The organism is Lysobacter enzymogenes, from assembly GCF_023617245.1.
GTDB lineage: Bacteria > Pseudomonadota > Gammaproteobacteria > Xanthomonadales > Xanthomonadaceae > Lysobacter > Lysobacter yananisis.
In genome coordinates this window covers 3874680-3889349 of the sequence record NZ_CP067396.1, presented here as the reverse complement: position 1 = coordinate 3889349, position 14670 = coordinate 3874680, and the positions used below count along the sequence as shown (strand labels likewise).

10 protein-coding genes are annotated in these 14670 nt (G+C 71.2%); 4 read left to right on the top strand and 6 right to left on the bottom strand.

Going from position 1 to position 14670, the window contains the following annotated elements; genetic code table 11:
• Positions 1-32 precede the first annotated feature (32 nt).
• The 3 genes from pgaB to JHW41_RS15860 all read right to left on the bottom strand — a co-directional run bounded on the left by pgaB (position 33) and on the right by JHW41_RS15860 (position 4556).
• Positions 33-1979: a poly-beta-1,6-N-acetyl-D-glucosamine N-deacetylase PgaB gene (gene pgaB / locus JHW41_RS15870; protein WP_250443330.1), complete on the bottom strand. Its 1947-nt coding sequence runs from the start codon at positions 1977-1979 to the stop codon at positions 33-35.
• 2 nt (positions 1980-1981) lie between these two features.
• Complete coding sequence (gene pgaA, locus JHW41_RS15865; RefSeq protein WP_250443328.1) at positions 1982-4081, bottom strand: poly-beta-1,6 N-acetyl-D-glucosamine export porin PgaA; 2100 nt, start codon at positions 4079-4081, stop codon at positions 1982-1984.
• Between the two features lie 175 nt (positions 4082-4256).
• Positions 4257-4556, bottom strand: a complete 300-nt coding sequence (locus tag JHW41_RS15860) for a hypothetical protein (protein WP_250443325.1) — start codon at positions 4554-4556, stop codon at positions 4257-4259.
• On the opposite strand from JHW41_RS15860, the gene JHW41_RS15855 reads away from it, so the two are divergent.
• Complete coding sequence (locus JHW41_RS15855) at positions 4531-7881, top strand: GH92 family glycosyl hydrolase (protein ID WP_250443323.1); 3351 nt, start codon at positions 4531-4533, stop codon at positions 7879-7881. The genes JHW41_RS15860 and JHW41_RS15855 overlap by 26 nt on opposite strands.
• A gap of 488 nt (positions 7882-8369) precedes the next feature.
• The gene (locus JHW41_RS15850) at positions 8370-9869 is read left to right on the top strand and encodes a hypothetical protein (protein ID WP_250443320.1); all 1500 of its coding nucleotides are present in this window, start codon (positions 8370-8372) and stop codon (positions 9867-9869) included.
• Between the two features lie 7 nt (positions 9870-9876).
• On the opposite strand, the gene JHW41_RS15845 is transcribed toward JHW41_RS15850, so the two are convergent.
• Positions 9877-11211 carry an MFS transporter gene (locus tag JHW41_RS15845; protein ID WP_250443318.1) on the bottom strand — a complete coding sequence of 445 codons (1335 nt, stop codon included), beginning with the start codon at positions 11209-11211 and terminating at the stop codon, positions 9877-9879.
• 10 nt (positions 11212-11221) lie between these two features.
• Positions 11222-11920 carry a methyltransferase domain-containing protein gene (locus JHW41_RS15840; RefSeq protein ID WP_250443314.1) on the bottom strand — a complete coding sequence of 233 codons (699 nt, stop codon included), beginning with the start codon at positions 11918-11920 and terminating at the stop codon, positions 11222-11224.
• A 430-nt stretch (positions 11921-12350) separates the two neighbouring features.
• Between JHW41_RS15840 and JHW41_RS15835 the strand changes: the two genes are divergently transcribed.
• Together JHW41_RS15835 and JHW41_RS15830 are read left to right on the top strand one after the other, a co-directional pair.
• Positions 12351-13616 carry a glycosyltransferase family 2 protein gene (locus JHW41_RS15835; RefSeq protein WP_158229893.1) on the top strand — a complete coding sequence of 422 codons (1266 nt, stop codon included), beginning with the start codon at positions 12351-12353 and terminating at the stop codon, positions 13614-13616.
• Between the two features lie 7 nt (positions 13617-13623).
• The gene (locus tag JHW41_RS15830; protein ID WP_057947115.1) at positions 13624-14313 is read left to right on the top strand and encodes a polysaccharide deacetylase family protein; all 690 of its coding nucleotides are present in this window, start codon (positions 13624-13626) and stop codon (positions 14311-14313) included.
• A gap of 122 nt (positions 14314-14435) precedes the next feature.
• Here JHW41_RS15830 and JHW41_RS15825 read toward each other — a convergent pair whose 3' ends face one another.
• On the bottom strand, positions 14436-14645 hold the full coding sequence (locus tag JHW41_RS15825; RefSeq protein ID WP_138884855.1) for a hypothetical protein: 210 nt from the start codon (positions 14643-14645) through the stop codon (positions 14436-14438).
• Positions 14646-14670: the final 25 nt, after the last annotated feature.

Below are 14670 nucleotides of genomic sequence, written 5' to 3'. Positions count from 1 at the left end.
GGGCGGGCTGCTCTGGTGGGCGGTTCAGCGGCCTACTTCTCGATGTAAGGGAAGCCGCGCGCGGACAGGATCTCGCGCGCGTCGGAGGTGGATGGGCGGTCGGCGATGAAGTCGTCCGGGTACCACGCCAGGTGGCGCGCGCCGTCGGCCTGCAGGCGGTGGACGATGCGCTTGAGCTGCGCGGCCGGGATCGGCTTGCTGTTGTCGCGCCAGTCCACGGTCTGCAGCTCGAAGATGGTGCGCGACAGGCCGCGCGGCGAGGCTTTCACCTTGGCCACCAACTGGTCGATCCAGCGCTGCGGGTCGCGGCTGTTCTCCATCCACGGCATCGCCATCACCGCGGTGTAGTCGTAGGCGTTGTTGAACGCGGCCAGGTCCTGGGCGAACCAGGCTTCGCTCTTGGGCTGCAGCACCGGGCCGGCGAACAGGTTGCGCACGGTGATCAGCTTCGGCCGCCACTTGCCGGCGGCGCGGGTCAGCGCATGGGTGAAGTCGATCAGCGCCTGGGTGCGCGCGGCCGGCGCGTCGGGGGCGATGCCGCGCAGTTCGTCGTCGCGCAGCAGGGCGTCGTCGTGGAACAGCAGGCCCTCGGTGTAGCCGCTGACGGCGAGGTCTTCGTAGATCTGCGCGACGATCTCGCGGGTGCGCGGGTCGAACGGATTGAGGCGGTGGGTCTCGGCCGGGTTGCTGGCCTTGATCGCCAGTTGCGCGTCCAGCGCCTTGTCCGGCAGTTCGAAGCCGAGCACCGGCAGCCACGCGAACACCTTGACGTTGGCGCGGGTCTTGAGCTGCCAGGCGACGCGGTTGTACAGGTCCGCGCGCATCGGCAGCTGGCGGTTGGGGAAGTACATCGCGTCGGCCGAGCCGTTGCCGTCGGGGTCGGCGAAGGCCTGCAGGAACACGTGGCTGGGGCCGACCTGCTTGACCCGCTCGATCAGCTTGTCGAGGTTGCGCGCCTGCTGCGCCGGGTCGGCGTCGTAGACGTAGTCCAGGTCGACCTGCAGCGCGCGCACGCCGTCGAGTTCCTCGTCGTGGCGCAGTTCGTAGGTGAGGTCCTTGACCGTGGGGTTGTCGAACACCAGCAGGCGGGCGAGGCCGTGCAGGTCGCGGCCGACGGTCTGGTGGCGGCCTTCCAGGTCGAAGGTGACGGTCATGCCGAGCTTGTCGGCGAGGTCGTTGGTCTGGCTGTTGTAGGCCGCGTACGGCCACACCACCGACTGCGGCGACACGCCGAGTTCGCGCTTGATCTTGTCGGCGCTGGCGGCCAGGTCGCGGCGCACGCGTTCCAGGTACTGTGCCTCGGTCTCGTAGCGCTGCGCCTTGGCGTCCCATTCGCGGGTGATCGCCGCCGGCATGGTGTTGCCTTGCGGGTTGGAGGTGATGCCGCGGTGCAGGTTGTCGCTGTGCGAGGCGATCTCGATCAGGCCCGAAGCCTGCATCTCGCGCAACTGGTCCCAGGTGACGAAGTCGTCGTGGGTGAACATGCGCGGGCCGTAGTCGACCTGCTGGTCGCGCGGCAGGTCGACCCAGCCGGTCACCACCGCCATCAGCGCCGGGTAGTTGTACGCGCGCAGCAGCGGGAACACGTGGGTGTAGATGCTGCGCAGGCCGTCGTCGAAGGTCAGCAGCACCGCCTTGGGCGGCAGCTTCTTCTCGCCGCGCGAGGCTTTGATCACATCGCTCAGCGCGACCGGGTGGTAGCCGTGGCCGGCCAGCCAGTCCAGGTGCGCGGCGAAGTTCTGGGTGCTGACCGCGTAGGCGTCGGGGTCGCCCTTGCGCGCGACGTCGTCGCGCACGTCGTGGTAGCTCAGCACCAGCAATTGGTCGCCGCGGTTCTCGCGTTGCGCGGCTTCGGCGGCGCTGTAGTCCTTGTCCTCGGGCGCCTGCGCGGCGGGCGCGGCGAGGGCGGCCAGCGGCAGCGCCAGCAGCGCGGCGGCGAAGGCGCGGCGCAGCGCGGCGCGGACGGATGCGTGGCTCATGATCATTGTTCACCCCAGCGGAAACTCAGGTCGAAACCCAGGCGGTCTTCGCGGATGCCGTCGTAGACCGGGCGCGACCAGTTCACGCCGTAATCCAGCACCCGGCCGGTGCCGAAGCGCCATTCGTGTTCGTAGCGCACCTGCGGCACCCAGTGGCTGCCGAAGTTCTCCTGCCAATAAGGCCCGGCCTGCACGGTCAGGCGCTGGCGGAAGTGGCGCTCGTAGCGGCGCCAGGCCAGGTGGTCGATGCGCAGGCCGAGGTTGAGCGAGCCGTCGCGGCTGGGGTTGAAGTAGGGAATGTCGGCGCCGGTGCGGCTGGCGCGGCTGGCGTAGACGTCGGCCAGGCCGTCGATCAGCAGGTGCGGGCGGGTGTACAGGCGCTGCGCGCCGCTGAGGCCGAACGCGGTGCGGGTGTTGTCGTCGCTGTAGCGCAGTTGCTGCGCGGTCGCCGCCAGCGAGCTGCGCTCGCTCGGGGTCCAGCGCAGGCCCAGGCTCAGCGCGTCGGCGTGCAGGCCGGCGCGGCGCGCCTGCAGCGAGGCGTCCGGCGTGGTCGCGTACCACGCGGCGGTGCCTTGCAGGACGTCGCTGAAGCGCCAGCCGGCATCGAGGTAATAGCCGGTGCGGTCGCCGCTGGGCAGCCAGCGGTCGTTGCTGCGGTCCACGCCGAAGCCGACGGTCAGGCGGTCGTAGGCGTACAGCGCGCCGACGCCGGCGCGGCGGTCGTGCACGCGGTCCTTGCCGGCGCCGTTTTCATAGTCGGCCCAGGCGTCCTGCGCGTGCGCGGTCAGGCGCCAGCGGTCGCCGATCAGGGGGCTGGCGACTTCGACCTTGTGGGTCGCGTCGCGCGAACCCAGCGGCGAGGCGGTGGCGCCGCGGTCGCCGTCGGAATCGCTGCGGCCGAACGTGGTGGAGACCTGCCATTGCCAGCCCAGGCGGCTGTCCCAGGAGCGCCCCATCTGCTCGACCTGGACGTCGCGCGCGCGGTTTTGCAGCAGTTCGTCGTGGATCGGCCGGGCCAGGTCGACGCGGTTGTGTTCGAGCAGGCCGCCGACCTGGCCGACGCGCGCGGACACGTTGGTCGGTTCCAGGGTCTGGGCGATGCGGAAGCGTTCCAGCGCGCGGTCGGTCCAGCCGCGCTTTTGGTACAGCACGCCCAGGTCGGACTGCAGGCCGGAATTGCTCGGGCCGATCCGGGCCATCTGCTCCAGGCGCCGTTGCGCGCCGACCGTGTCTTCGCCGTACAGGCCGATCATCGCCTGCTGGCTGTCGGCGTCGTAGTGGCGCCAGTTCTGGTGGCTTTGCTTGGCGCCGGGCACGCGCACGAACGCCGGCTGCGCCTGCTTGATCTTTTCCAGCTGCGCGTCGGCGTCGGCGAAGCGCTCGCTTTCCGAATAGGCATAGGCCAGCTGCAACTGCGAGTCTTCGTCCTCGGGCCACTGCCGGGTGACTGTCTCCAGCACCGTCGCGGCTTCTTCCGGATGCTTGGCCGCGAGCAGCGACTGGCCGACCTTGGCCAGCGCGTACATCGGGATCTCGACGTTCTCGGCCTGCAGCGCGCGATAGCGCTCGACCACCTCGGCGTGGCGCTCCAGGTGGTTGAGCATGATCAGTTCGTCGAAGCGCGTGCGCAGGTCGGCGCGCTGCTGCTCCGGCGTCTGCGCGGCGCGTTGCTGCGCGAGCAGGTCGCGCGCCTGGCGCATCTCGTCCAGGCGCTGTGTCTCGCTCTGCGGATAGCCGGTGCCCCACAGCACCCGGCGGGCGAAGCGGTCGGCGTTCAGACGCTGGTGCTCGGCGGCGTCGAACAACTGCGGCCGGGCCTGGGCCAGCGTCCAGGCGCGCTCGGCGCCGCCGAGATCGGCCAGGGTCAGCACCTGCAGCCGGTACAGACGGTCGTCGCCGGGGCGCGCGGCCTGGGCCGCTTCGATCCGGCCCAGCGCGGGCAGCCATTGCCGTTGCGCGCGCAGACGCTCGATCTCCGGGATGGGATCGTCGGGGGAGGGCTGCGAATTATGACGTGTTGCGGCAAAAACTGACGTTGAAGGGCAGGTTGCGATCACCGCCGCGAGCGCGACGGCGAGGGCAATAGGACGCTGTATCGGCATGGGGACCGGGTTCCGTTGAGGACGGGCACGAACAGGGTGGCTCAAAAAATGTGAAGAAAATCACAGTTTGAGACGTTGACGCAAAAGCTGTGCCAAGTAGGTGAGGGCGGCGTCGGGTTGTCGTAATTCAAGCCGTTGTTTTGATTGTATTTTTATCCGGTGAAGAGGGTGTCGATCATGCTGCGCCGCGGTTTGACAATGCGCTTTTAGATCGATTCAAATCGAATGAATGCGGGGTGGCGGCGGCGATCGTGCCGTTCGGTGAGGAGGCGCGGATGTCGGAAGTGCTCAGGTCGAAAGTGCGGATTTCGGCGGGCTCGCTGCTGCCGGCGTTGCGGGCATGCAACGCGGCCGTGGCTGCTCCGATAAGGCGCAGCCCAGCGGCGGAAACGCGCCCAGGCCGGCGCGCGGTCGTCACGGCGACGCTGCTGGCGGCGGCCTTGGCCGCGATGTCGAGCGCGCATGCCGTGGGCAAGACGCGCGGCTTCTGGAGTTCGTTCGAACCCGCCGAACCGGCGCCGTCGCTGATCGCCGACAGCGCGCCGCGCCTGGTCGCGGCCGGCGGACCGCCCGCGGCCGCGGCGCTGACCGCCAAGCCCGATGCCGGCTTCACCGGCCTGCGCTCGCTGCGTTTCGACGGCAGCGGCGGCGGCGAGCAGCGCGCGCTGGTGTTCGAGGTCGATGTTCCGGTCGGCAAGGACAGCGAGCTGTCCTATCGGCTGTTCCCGCTGTCGGCGCGGCAACTGGATGCGAAGGCGGGCCAGCTCGACGACCTGCGCTACGCCTCCACCTTCGTCGCCCTCGATCTGGAGTTCGACGATGGCAGCCGCTTGTCCCAGCTCAAGGCGACCGATCGCTACGGCTTCGCGCTGAGCGCGCGCGGCCAGGGCGAGGCGCGGCTGCTGTATCCGGACCAGTGGAACGCGGTCGCCGCGCGCATCGGCGAGGTCGCCGCCGGCAAGCGCGTGCGCCGGATCGTGCTGGTCCACGACGGCGCGCTCGGCGCGCGTTACGGCGGTTACCTCGACGATGTGCGGATCGAGCCGGCGCGCGCGCGCAAGGACAAGGAGCTCGACAAGCTCGCCGCCAAGCATCCCAGCGAATTCGTCGACACCCGTCGCGGCAGCAATTCCAACGCGCGCTTCTCGCGCGGCAACAACTTCCCGGCGGTGGCGTTGCCGCATGGCTTCAATTTCTGGACCCCGACCACCAACGCCGGCTCGCACTGGATCTACCAGTACCAGGAGCGCAACGGCGAGGCCAACCGTCCGCGCCTGGAAGCGCTGGCGTTGTCGCACGAGCCCAGCCCGTGGATGGGCGACCGCCAGGCGTTCCACATCCTGCCGGCGCCCGGCGAGGGTGCGGTCGAGTTCGACCGCGGCAAGCGTGCGCTGAGCTTCGGTCACGATCAGGAGACCGCGCGTCCGGATTACTACCGGGTGCGCTTCGACAACGGCATGGTCGCCGAGATGACCCCGACCGACCACGCCGCGATGCTGCGTTTCACCTTCCCCGGCGCCAGCGGGCGGCTGTTGTTCGACCAGCGCGACGAGCACGGCGACATCGTCCTGGATCGCGAGGCCGGCACGCTCAGCGGCTGGACCGAGAACAAGAGCAAGCTCTCCGCCGGCGCGGGGCGGTTGTATTTCCATGCGCGCTTCGACCGGCCGGTGCGCGAAGGCGAGCGGCTGCCGCGCGCGGCCGGGCGCGACCGCGTCTCGGCGTGGTACGGCTTCGAGCTGGGCCGCGGCCGCCAGGTGACGATGCGCATCGCCACCTCGCTGATCTCGCTGCAGCAGGCGCAGCGCAATCTGGAACTGGAGATCGGCGAAGACGACGACTTCGAGCGCGTGCGCGAACGCGCACAGGCGGCGTGGGACGCGCAGTTGGGCCTCGTCCAGGTCGGCGGCGCGCCCGAGCACGAGCGGGTCACGCTGTATTCCAATCTCTATCGCCTGTTCCTGTATCCCAACAACGCCAGCGAGAACACCGGCAGCGCGCAGCAGCCGCGCTGGCAGTACGCGAGCCCGTTCGTGCCGGCGCCGGCCGACAGCACCGCCGAGCGCAGCGGCGCGCGCATCGTCGACGGGCGGGTCTACGTCAACAACGGTTTCTGGGACACCTACCGCACCGCCTGGCCGGCCTATGTGCTGCTGACGCCGACGCGCGCCGGCGAGATGATCGACGGCTTCGTCCAGCAATACCGCGACGGCGGCTGGATCGCGCGCTGGTCCTCGCCGGGCTACGCCGACCTGATGGTCGGCACCAGTTCGGACGTGGCCTTCGCCGACGCCTGGCTCAAGGGCGTGCGCAATTTCGACGTGCGCGGCTTCTATCAATCGGCGATCCGCAACGCGGCCACGGTCAGCCCGTTGGCCGGCGCCGGGCGCAAGGGCATCGAGCGCGCGCTGTTCCGCGGCTACACCGACACCAGCGCCGACGAGGGGCTGTCGTGGTCGATGGACGGCTACATCAACGACTTCGCCATCGGCCAGTTGGCCGGCGCATTGGCGAGCGAGGCCGGCGCCGACGATCCGTACCGCGCGCTCTACGCCGACGACGCGGCCTATTACCGCAACCGCGCGCTCGGCTACGTCAACCTGTTCCATCCGCGCCTGGGCTTCTTCGTCGGCCGCCACCGCGACGGCCGCTGGCGCTACACCGACAGCGAATTCGAACCGACCCGCTGGGGCGGCGACTACACCGAGACCAACGCCTGGAACATGGCCTTCCACGCGCCGCAGGACGGCGCCGGGTTGGCGTCGCTGTACGGCGGCCGCACCGCGCTGGGCAACAAGCTCGACCTGTTCTTCGCCACCCCGGGCACGTTCGAGACCGGCAGCTACGGCGGCGTCATCCACGAAATGCTGGAAGCGCGCGACGTGCGCATGGGCCAGTACGGCCACAGCAACCAGCCCTCGCACCACATTCCGTACATGTACGCGATGGCCGGGCAGCCGTGGCGGATCCAGGAGAAAGTGCGCGACATCATGGACCGGCTGTACGCCGGCAGCGAGATCGGCCAGGGCTATCCGGGCGACGAGGACAACGGCGAGATGTCGGCGTGGTGGCTGTTCAGCGCCGCCGGTTTCTACCCGCTGCGGATGGGCTCGCCGGAGTACGTGATCGGCGCGCCGCGCTTCGAACGCATGAGCATCGCCCTGGAGAACGGCAAGCGGATCGAGATCCTCGCGCCGGGCGTGAGCGCGCGCAATCGCTACGTGCAGTCGCTGAAGATCGACGGCGAGCCGTGGGAGCGGCTGACCCTGCCGCACGCGCGGCTGGCGCAGGGCGCGTTGCTGGAGTTCCGGATGGGGCCGATCCCGTCGAACTGGGGCAGCGCGGCGCAGGCGCTGCCCGAATCGCTGAGCGCCGACGGCGAACCGCCACGCCCTTGGCGCGATCTGGCGCGGCGCGACAACGCCAGCGTCGCCGGCTTGAACGCCAAGCAGACCGCGGCGCTGTTCGACGACGACGCCACCACGTCGGCGCGCCTGAACGCGCCGATGCCGCTGTTGGCGTGGAACTTCAAGACGCCGGCGACGGTGCGGCTGTACACGCTGACCTCGTCCGACAAGCCCGGCGACGCCGCGGCCTGGGCCTTGCAGGGTTCCAACGACGGCCAGCAGTGGACCACGCTGGACGAGCGCCGCGACCAGGCGTTCGCGTGGCGGCGGCAGACCCGCGCGTTCGCGATCGCTGCGCCGGCGGCGTATGCGCGTTATCGGCTGCGGCTGGTGGGCGAGGGCGCGGGCGGGATCGAACTGGCCGAGGTCGAGTTGCTGGGCGAGGCGAAGTAGATCGCGCCGCAAGCGTGAAAGTTCGCGGTCGCGGCTCGCGCCGCTCCTACATGGGCGACCTGTAGGAGCGGCGCAAGCCGCGACCGCGCCAATACGACCGCCGACGCCGCTGCGATAGCCGATGCCGCTGGAACCGCCGACGCCGCGAGCCCCCGCGAACCCGCCATGACCTCCCGCGTGACCCACCGCGCGCTTTAACGCCGAACCGCCACCCACGTCGCAGCCCGTGCCCGCGCGCGCTGCGAAAGCTTCCCGGCGCGTCCCGTTTCCTGCCCGCAACGGTCCTACGCCGCCGCGCGCCGCGGCGCTAAGGTCGAGACGCGAACGCTCATGCCAGGCGCGCCGCCATCGCGCGATGCGCCGTCCGTGCGGCTGCGGCGTCCGCGCAGGCCTTTCGTCGATCAGTCCGGCCTGCCCGCTCACGCATCGCTGGCGCGTCCGCGCGGCGCGCCGGCCCCTTCGCGGATGTCTCCGCACACGAGGCCGACATGGACACGATGGAACGTAGCTCTTCCGGTTCGCGCCGCCGCGCTTTGGCGCTGGCGATTTCCCTGCTGCTGGCCGCGCCGCTCGCCCAGGCGCAGAACTTCGAGGCCTATTACGGCGATCCCGAGCCGGCCGATTCGGGCTGGGACGTGAAGGCGACCCGCGCCTGCGGCCCGGGTTCGATCACCGTCGGCACCCGCCTGGCCGGCGACACCCAACTGGCCCAGCTCAGCCGCGCCGACGACAACGGCAACCTGATCTGGCAGGCGGCCTACTACATCGGCGGCAGCAAGCGCAGCCGCGGCGAGGCGGTGATCGAACTCAGCAGCGGCCGCGGCTTCGCCGTCACCGGCGCGGTCCAGTACGGCGACGGCAGCGACCGCATCTACGTGCTGCAGGTCGATTGCGAAGGCCGGCCGGCCTGGACCAGCGTGCTCGGCAACCGGGTCGAAGGCCAGAACGCGGTCGGGCTGGACCTGATCGAGAGCGCGCCGGACCGCGGCGATACCTTGTACCTGGTCGGCGAGGAAACCAGCCGCGACGCGCGCCGCAAGTTCGGCCGCATCGCGCGGCTGGACGCCGGCGGCGGGCTGCTGTGGAACCAGTTCTACGACGGCGGCTCGCGCTGGCCGGAGGTGCGCCTGCGCGCGCTCGCGCAGAACGTCGCCGCGACCGGGCTCGCCGACGACCTGGTGGTGGCCGGCAACACCACCAACGGCGCCGGCCTGATGGGCGCGCTGTTGCTGCGCACCGACGCAGGCGGCGCGCCGGTGTGCGCGAGCACGCTCAACAACGCCGACAAGCTGCACGGCCTGTTCCATGGCATCGCCGCGCTGCGCGCGCCGGGTTACTTCGGCCAGTCGGCGCTGGTCGGCCTGCAGTCCAATCCCGCCGACGGCGCCACCCAGGTCTATCTGGCGCGGTTCGAATCGGCCGGCTGCAAGGTGCTGGCGCAGGCGTTCTGGTCCGATCCCAAGACCACCTCGATCCGCGCCTACGACGTGGTCGAAGCGCTGGACCGCAGCAGCGACGACAGCCTCCTGGCGATCGCCGCGACCCGCGGCGCGCCCGAGTTCGGCGCCGCCCTCGGCGCGCGCACTTCGACCCTGCTGCCGGCGGCGACGCCGTACTACTTCGGCGCCGGGCGCGAGATGCTGGTGTCGATCGACCTCAAGGCGCCGGACCGTCTGCTGCTGGCCGGCAGCACCTTCATCGACCGCGACGGCGGCGGCGATCCGCAGGATGTGTATCTGGTGCAGACCGACCCGGCCGGCGCCACCACCTGCGCGGTTCCGTGGCAGCCCAGGGCCGGGCGCCTGGCCTATACGCCGCAGAACGTGTCGCTGAAGCCGATCCTGATCGACGCCTACGAGCGGGTCGGCACCGAGCCGGTCGGGACCGGCGGCCAGGGCTATGCCTGCAAGCCCGATCCCAAGCGCCTGGCCGGCGCCGAGGCGCCCGCGTGCGCGCGCGCGCCGAGCGGAGCGAAGACCGCGTCCTGAGGCGCGCTCAGTGGTTGGCCGTGCCGCCGCTGGCGAGCGGCGGCGCGGTCGCTGGGTCCTGCGCGCGCTGCGGCGCGCGGCGTCGCAGGCGCAACAGGTGCGGCGCGGCCGCGAGCGCGGCCAGCGCCGTGGCCGCGGCGAGCGCGTGCGCGGCGCCGCTCCAGCGCAGGCGATCCACCGCCAGGCCGACGGCGAGCGAGGACAGCGGCATCGCGCCCATGGTCGCGGCCGAGAACCAGGTCATCTCGCGGCCCATGCGGCGCGGATCGGCGCTGCGCTGCAGCCACGACAGCGAACGGATGCCGTAGTGGTTCGAGGCCGCGGCGAGCGCGCCGAAGCCGAGCAACGCCGCCACCAGCGCGACGCCCTTGGGCGCGTCGGCCGCGACGCCGAGCAGGGCGTAGGCGCAGGCGGCGCCGATCCAGCACAGCACCACGCCGCGCAGGGTGTCGGCGATCTCCGTCGGCACCCGCCGCGCGGCGGCCGAGGCGGCCAGGGCGATACCGGCGAACTGGGCGGCGTAGATCGCCAGATAGGCCGGATCGCGGCGTTGCACGAGCAGCACCGGCAGCAGGATCTGCACCGGTCCGAACGCGAGCACGGTGCTGGCGAGCAGATAAAGGTAGTAGCTGCGCGGAATGTCGCGGGCGGCGCGTGGCGGCGGATTCGCGGCCGACATCGGCGCCGCCGCCGGCGTAGCCGGATCGCGTCCGCGCGCCGGCCCGCGCCGGCGCAGCGCCGCCAGCAGCGGCAGCGACGCGGCCACGCACAGCGCATCCAGCGCGAATGCCGCGGCCAGCGCGTGCGGGCCGGAAGAGGCCAGGATCAGGCCGCCGGCGAGCATCGGCATCGCCATCATCGCCACGCTGGAGGCGACCGCGAACACCGCGTTGGCCGGCGCCAGCAGGCCGCGGCGCAGGTACAGCCCGAAGCAGGCGCGGCCGGCGGGGTAAGCCACCGCCCACACCAGTCCGCCGATCAGGGCCAGCGCGTAGATCAGCGGCAGGGTGATGGCCTGGGTCCAGGTGGCGACGGCGAGCGTGGCGTTGATCAGCACATACGCGGCGCGGCACCACCACAGCAGGCGAGCGGGGTCGATGCGGTCGAGCGCGCCGCGAAAGCAGAACAGCAACAGCAGGCTCGGCAGCGCCTCGATCGCCGCGGTCGCGCCGAGGTCGAGCGCGCGGCCGCTCAGGCGCATGACCAGGAACGGCAGCGCGATCAGGGTGAACGCGGCGCCGAAGGTGGTGATCAGGTTGTCGAGCAGCAGCCAGCGCGGGCGCGGGTCGCGCCGGCCGATCCGCCACAGCCGCGCGGCCGGACGCTTCCGGCGCGTGCGCATCCGGGCGCGCTCAGCCGCGCGCCGCGCGGCGCAGGAAGAACAGCTCGCCTTCGCGCACCGTCGCCAGCCCGAACGCGGCGGCGATGGCTTCGAGCTTGTCCGCGTCCAGGCGCCACACCGGCTCGACGTCGTCCACGCCGACGTCCAGCGTCCACTGCATGCCCTGCCAATGGGTGAGCACGAAACCCTGCGGCCGCAACAGCCGCGTCAGCGCGTCGAAATAGCGTTCGAGGTGGCGCTGGCAACAGGCGAAGCTGGCCAGGTTGTTGTCGAGGATGCAGTCGAAGCTGGCCGCGGCGAAGCGCTCGCCGAACTCCATGCCGTGCTTGTTGAGCAGGTGCACGCGGTAGTCGTGCAGGCCCAGCGATTGGGCGTGCTCGAACTCGCCGCGGGCGACGGTCACCGAGACCACCCGCGCGCGGCCGTCGAGCAAGCGCGCGACCGAGGAATTGCCGGTGCCCACGTGCAACACGTCGGCGCCGTCCAGGGACGCGCCTTGCAGCCAGCGATTGATCGCGGCCTGGTCGTCGGTCGGTTCGCAATCGGAGTAATCCAGCAGCGGCCAGCTCGCGCGCTCGTCGGCGGCCTGGTGGGTGTCCACGTGCGGCTCGCGTCCGCAGTCCATGCGCTGCGCGCCGATGTCGAAGCGCGGACGGAAGGCGGCGGGATCGGAGGCGACGGGATCGGAAGCGGAAGCGGTGCTCGGCATGAGGTGGGCTCGGCGCGGACGGGGCGCGTCGATTCTTCTCCCATGCGCGAACGCGTGTCGAGCGCGAACACGCGCGGGTTTCGCGGAACTGCATGGCGGCGTCACAGATTAAATCGTGCCCAGCTTTCATTCTTGCTTGCGAAAGCGCGGCCATGCATCGCGCTCGCGCCGCGCGGACGGCGCCTGGAACCGAATCGCCGTCGCGATGCAGCGCATGCACGACGCCCGCGAATCGTTTCATCCGCAAGCGTTCCCCCACCGCAGTCGTTTCGTCCGCTTTGCCTGTCCGCTTCAGCACCTGGCGTGCGGGTCCGCTTCGCGCGGCCCGTATCGACGCGTCCGGTCTGCCAAACCAGACCCTTGCGAAACGCAGCGTCGCGCGCGCCAGCGCCGCGCCGCCGCGTTCGCGTTCGCCGGATGCGCGCGCCCCATGCCCAATACGTTCGTTCCCGATCGCCCCGGCTTCGGCCGATTCGTCCTCGACGCGCTCGCGCTCGACCACCTCGTCCTCAGCCAGTTCGTGCTGACCGGCGTGGTCGGCTTCTCCACCCTGATCCTGTTCGCCTGCCTGCTGTTCCTGGCCGGCTGGGCGTGCTGGCGGCGGCTGCGGCAGCCGCCGCCGCGCGCGCTGGCGCGCTATCCGTTCGTGTCGATCCTGGTGCCGTTCTACAACGAACCCGAACGCTCGCTGCTGTGCACGCTGGAGTCGATCGAGCGCAGCGAGTACCCCGGCCCGGTCGAGGTGCTGCTGGTCGACGACGGTTCCACCAACGCCACCGCCGCCGCGGTCGCGCAGTGGCTGGCGCAGCCGCGCGGCAAGCGCTACGAGTTCATCGCGCGCGAGCGCAACGGCGGCGCCAAGGGCCTGGCGCTGGACGCGGCCTTGCCGCGGCTGTCGCCGGATTCGGACGTGGTCACGGTGATCGACAGCGATACCGTGATCGCGCCCGGCGCGCTGCGCAGCGCGGTCGAGGCCTTGTACGCGTCGCCGCGCCACGCCGCGGCCTGCGGGCTGATCGTGCCGGCCGGCCGCCACCAGTCGTGGCTGCACCGATTGCAGTTCTACGAACACATCGGCGCTCTGGCGGCGATCCGCTATGTGCAGAGCAAGCTGGGTTCGGTCAACGTCGTCGCCGGCGCGTTCTCGCTGCACCGCACCCAGGTCATCCGCGAACTCGGCGGCTGGGGCGAGTGGCTGGTGGAGGACATCGCCTGGACCTGGCGCGCGCTCGCCCACGGCTATTCCATCGCCTACGCGCCGGACGCGATCGCTTACACGATCTGCCCGACCACGTTGATGGGGCTGTTCCGCCAGCGTCGGCGCTGGGCGCGCGGGCGCCTGGAATCGTTCCGGGTGGCCTGGGGGATCTCGTGGGCGCGGACCATGAAGATGCTGCCGTGGTGGCTGCTGTGGGCGCAGTCGGCGCTGGCGCCGACCCTGCTGTTGCTGATCGCCGGCGCGCTGTTCTACCGCAGCCACGCGCTGCTGGCGGTGGCGGCGCTGAACTGGCTGCTGATGGCCGCGCTCAATTTCGTTTCGGTGCTGCACGCGCGCGAACGCCTGCAACTGGGCTTGCCCGACCTGCTGCTGGTGTCGGTCTACAACACCGTCATCGACGCGCTGTTGCTGCCGGCCAACCTGATCGGCCTGCTCGACGAACTGCGCGGCGGCCGCAAGAGCTGGATGACCCGCTGAGGCGCGCATGGACTATCACGCTTTCCTCGCGCAACGCCCGCGCGCCTATCTCGGCCGCGGCCTGCCGCGCCGGCGCGCGATCGCGCTGAGCTTCGACGACGGGCCGGGCCAGGCCACGCCGGCGCTGCTGGCGGCGCTGCGCGAACTCGAGGTCGCGGCGACTTTCTTCTGCGTCGGCCGCCTGCTGCGCGCGGTGCCGTGGCTGAGCGCGCGCATGCTCGCCGACGGCCACGAACTGGCCAACCATTCGATGAGCCACGCCGACGCCAGCGGCCTGGGCGCGGACGCGCTGCTGCACGAGGAAGTCGCGCCGGCGGCCGCCGAACTGCGCCGGGCCGGCGCCGATACCTTGTCGGCGCGCCTGTTCCGTCCGGCGTTCGGCGAAATCCGCGCCGACCAGGTCGATCTGCTCGCGCGCCACGGCTACACCGTCGCGGGTTGGTCGATCGATCCCTGCGACTGGCTCGAACCCGACGCGCCCGGCCATGTCGACTGCGTGTCCGGTGCGGTGCTGGCGCAGGCCCATCCCGGCGCGATCGTGCTGCTGCACGACGGCGACGACGAACACGGCCGCGCGCGCCCGCGCATCGTCGAGATCGTGCGCGAGCTGGTGCCGGCGCTGCGCGCGCAGGGCTACGGGTTCGTCAGGGTCGGGGATCTGTGGCGCGAGCGCGAGGCGCAACGCGCGCAAGCCTGATCAGGTGGGCACGATCAGGTGGGCACGATCAGACGGGCCTGATCGGGCAGGCACTGCCGAGCGGGCACGATCGCGCGGGTGTCGGGCCGCGAGTGTGCCGGCCTGGACGCCGGCAGCCGCCTTCATTGCTTGGGCTTGCACGCCCCGCAAGCCTGCGCGTAGACGCGCACCAACTCGCGCTTCAGCGTGGCCTGGGCCTGCGCCACTTCGGCGTCGCGCAAGCGTTGCGCGCTGATCGGCTCGCGCGGCCACGCCGGCGCCATCGCGCCCGCGTCTTCGCCGGCGCCGGCCGGTCCGGGCGCAGATTCAGGAAGGTCGCCTCGCTGTCGCATGCTCGCTGTCCGTATCGGGTCCGGT

Excerpts from the sequence above, each read along its gene's own strand:
- pgaB (WP_250443330.1), bottom strand. The coding sequence starts at position 1,979 with ATGAGCCACGCATCCGTCCGCGCCGCGCTGCGCCGCGCCTTCGCCGCC.
- pgaA (WP_250443328.1), bottom strand. The coding sequence starts at position 4,081 with ATGCCGATACAGCGTCCTATTGCCCTCGCCGTCGCGCTCGCGGCGGTG.
- JHW41_RS15855 (WP_250443323.1), top strand. The coding sequence starts at position 4,531 with ATGTCGAGCGCGCATGCCGTGGGCAAGACGCGCGGCTTCTGGAGTTCG.
- JHW41_RS15850 (WP_250443320.1), top strand. The coding sequence starts at position 8,370 with ATGGACACGATGGAACGTAGCTCTTCCGGTTCGCGCCGCCGCGCTTTG.
- JHW41_RS15845 (WP_250443318.1), bottom strand. The coding sequence starts at position 11,211 with ATGCGCACGCGCCGGAAGCGTCCGGCCGCGCGGCTGTGGCGGATCGGC.
- JHW41_RS15840 (WP_250443314.1), bottom strand. The coding sequence starts at position 11,920 with ATGCCGAGCACCGCTTCCGCTTCCGATCCCGTCGCCTCCGATCCCGCC.
- JHW41_RS15835 (WP_158229893.1), top strand. The coding sequence starts at position 12,351 with ATGCCCAATACGTTCGTTCCCGATCGCCCCGGCTTCGGCCGATTCGTC.
- JHW41_RS15830 (WP_057947115.1), top strand. The coding sequence starts at position 13,624 with ATGGACTATCACGCTTTCCTCGCGCAACGCCCGCGCGCCTATCTCGGC.
- JHW41_RS15825 (WP_138884855.1), bottom strand. The coding sequence starts at position 14,645 with ATGCGACAGCGAGGCGACCTTCCTGAATCTGCGCCCGGACCGGCCGGC.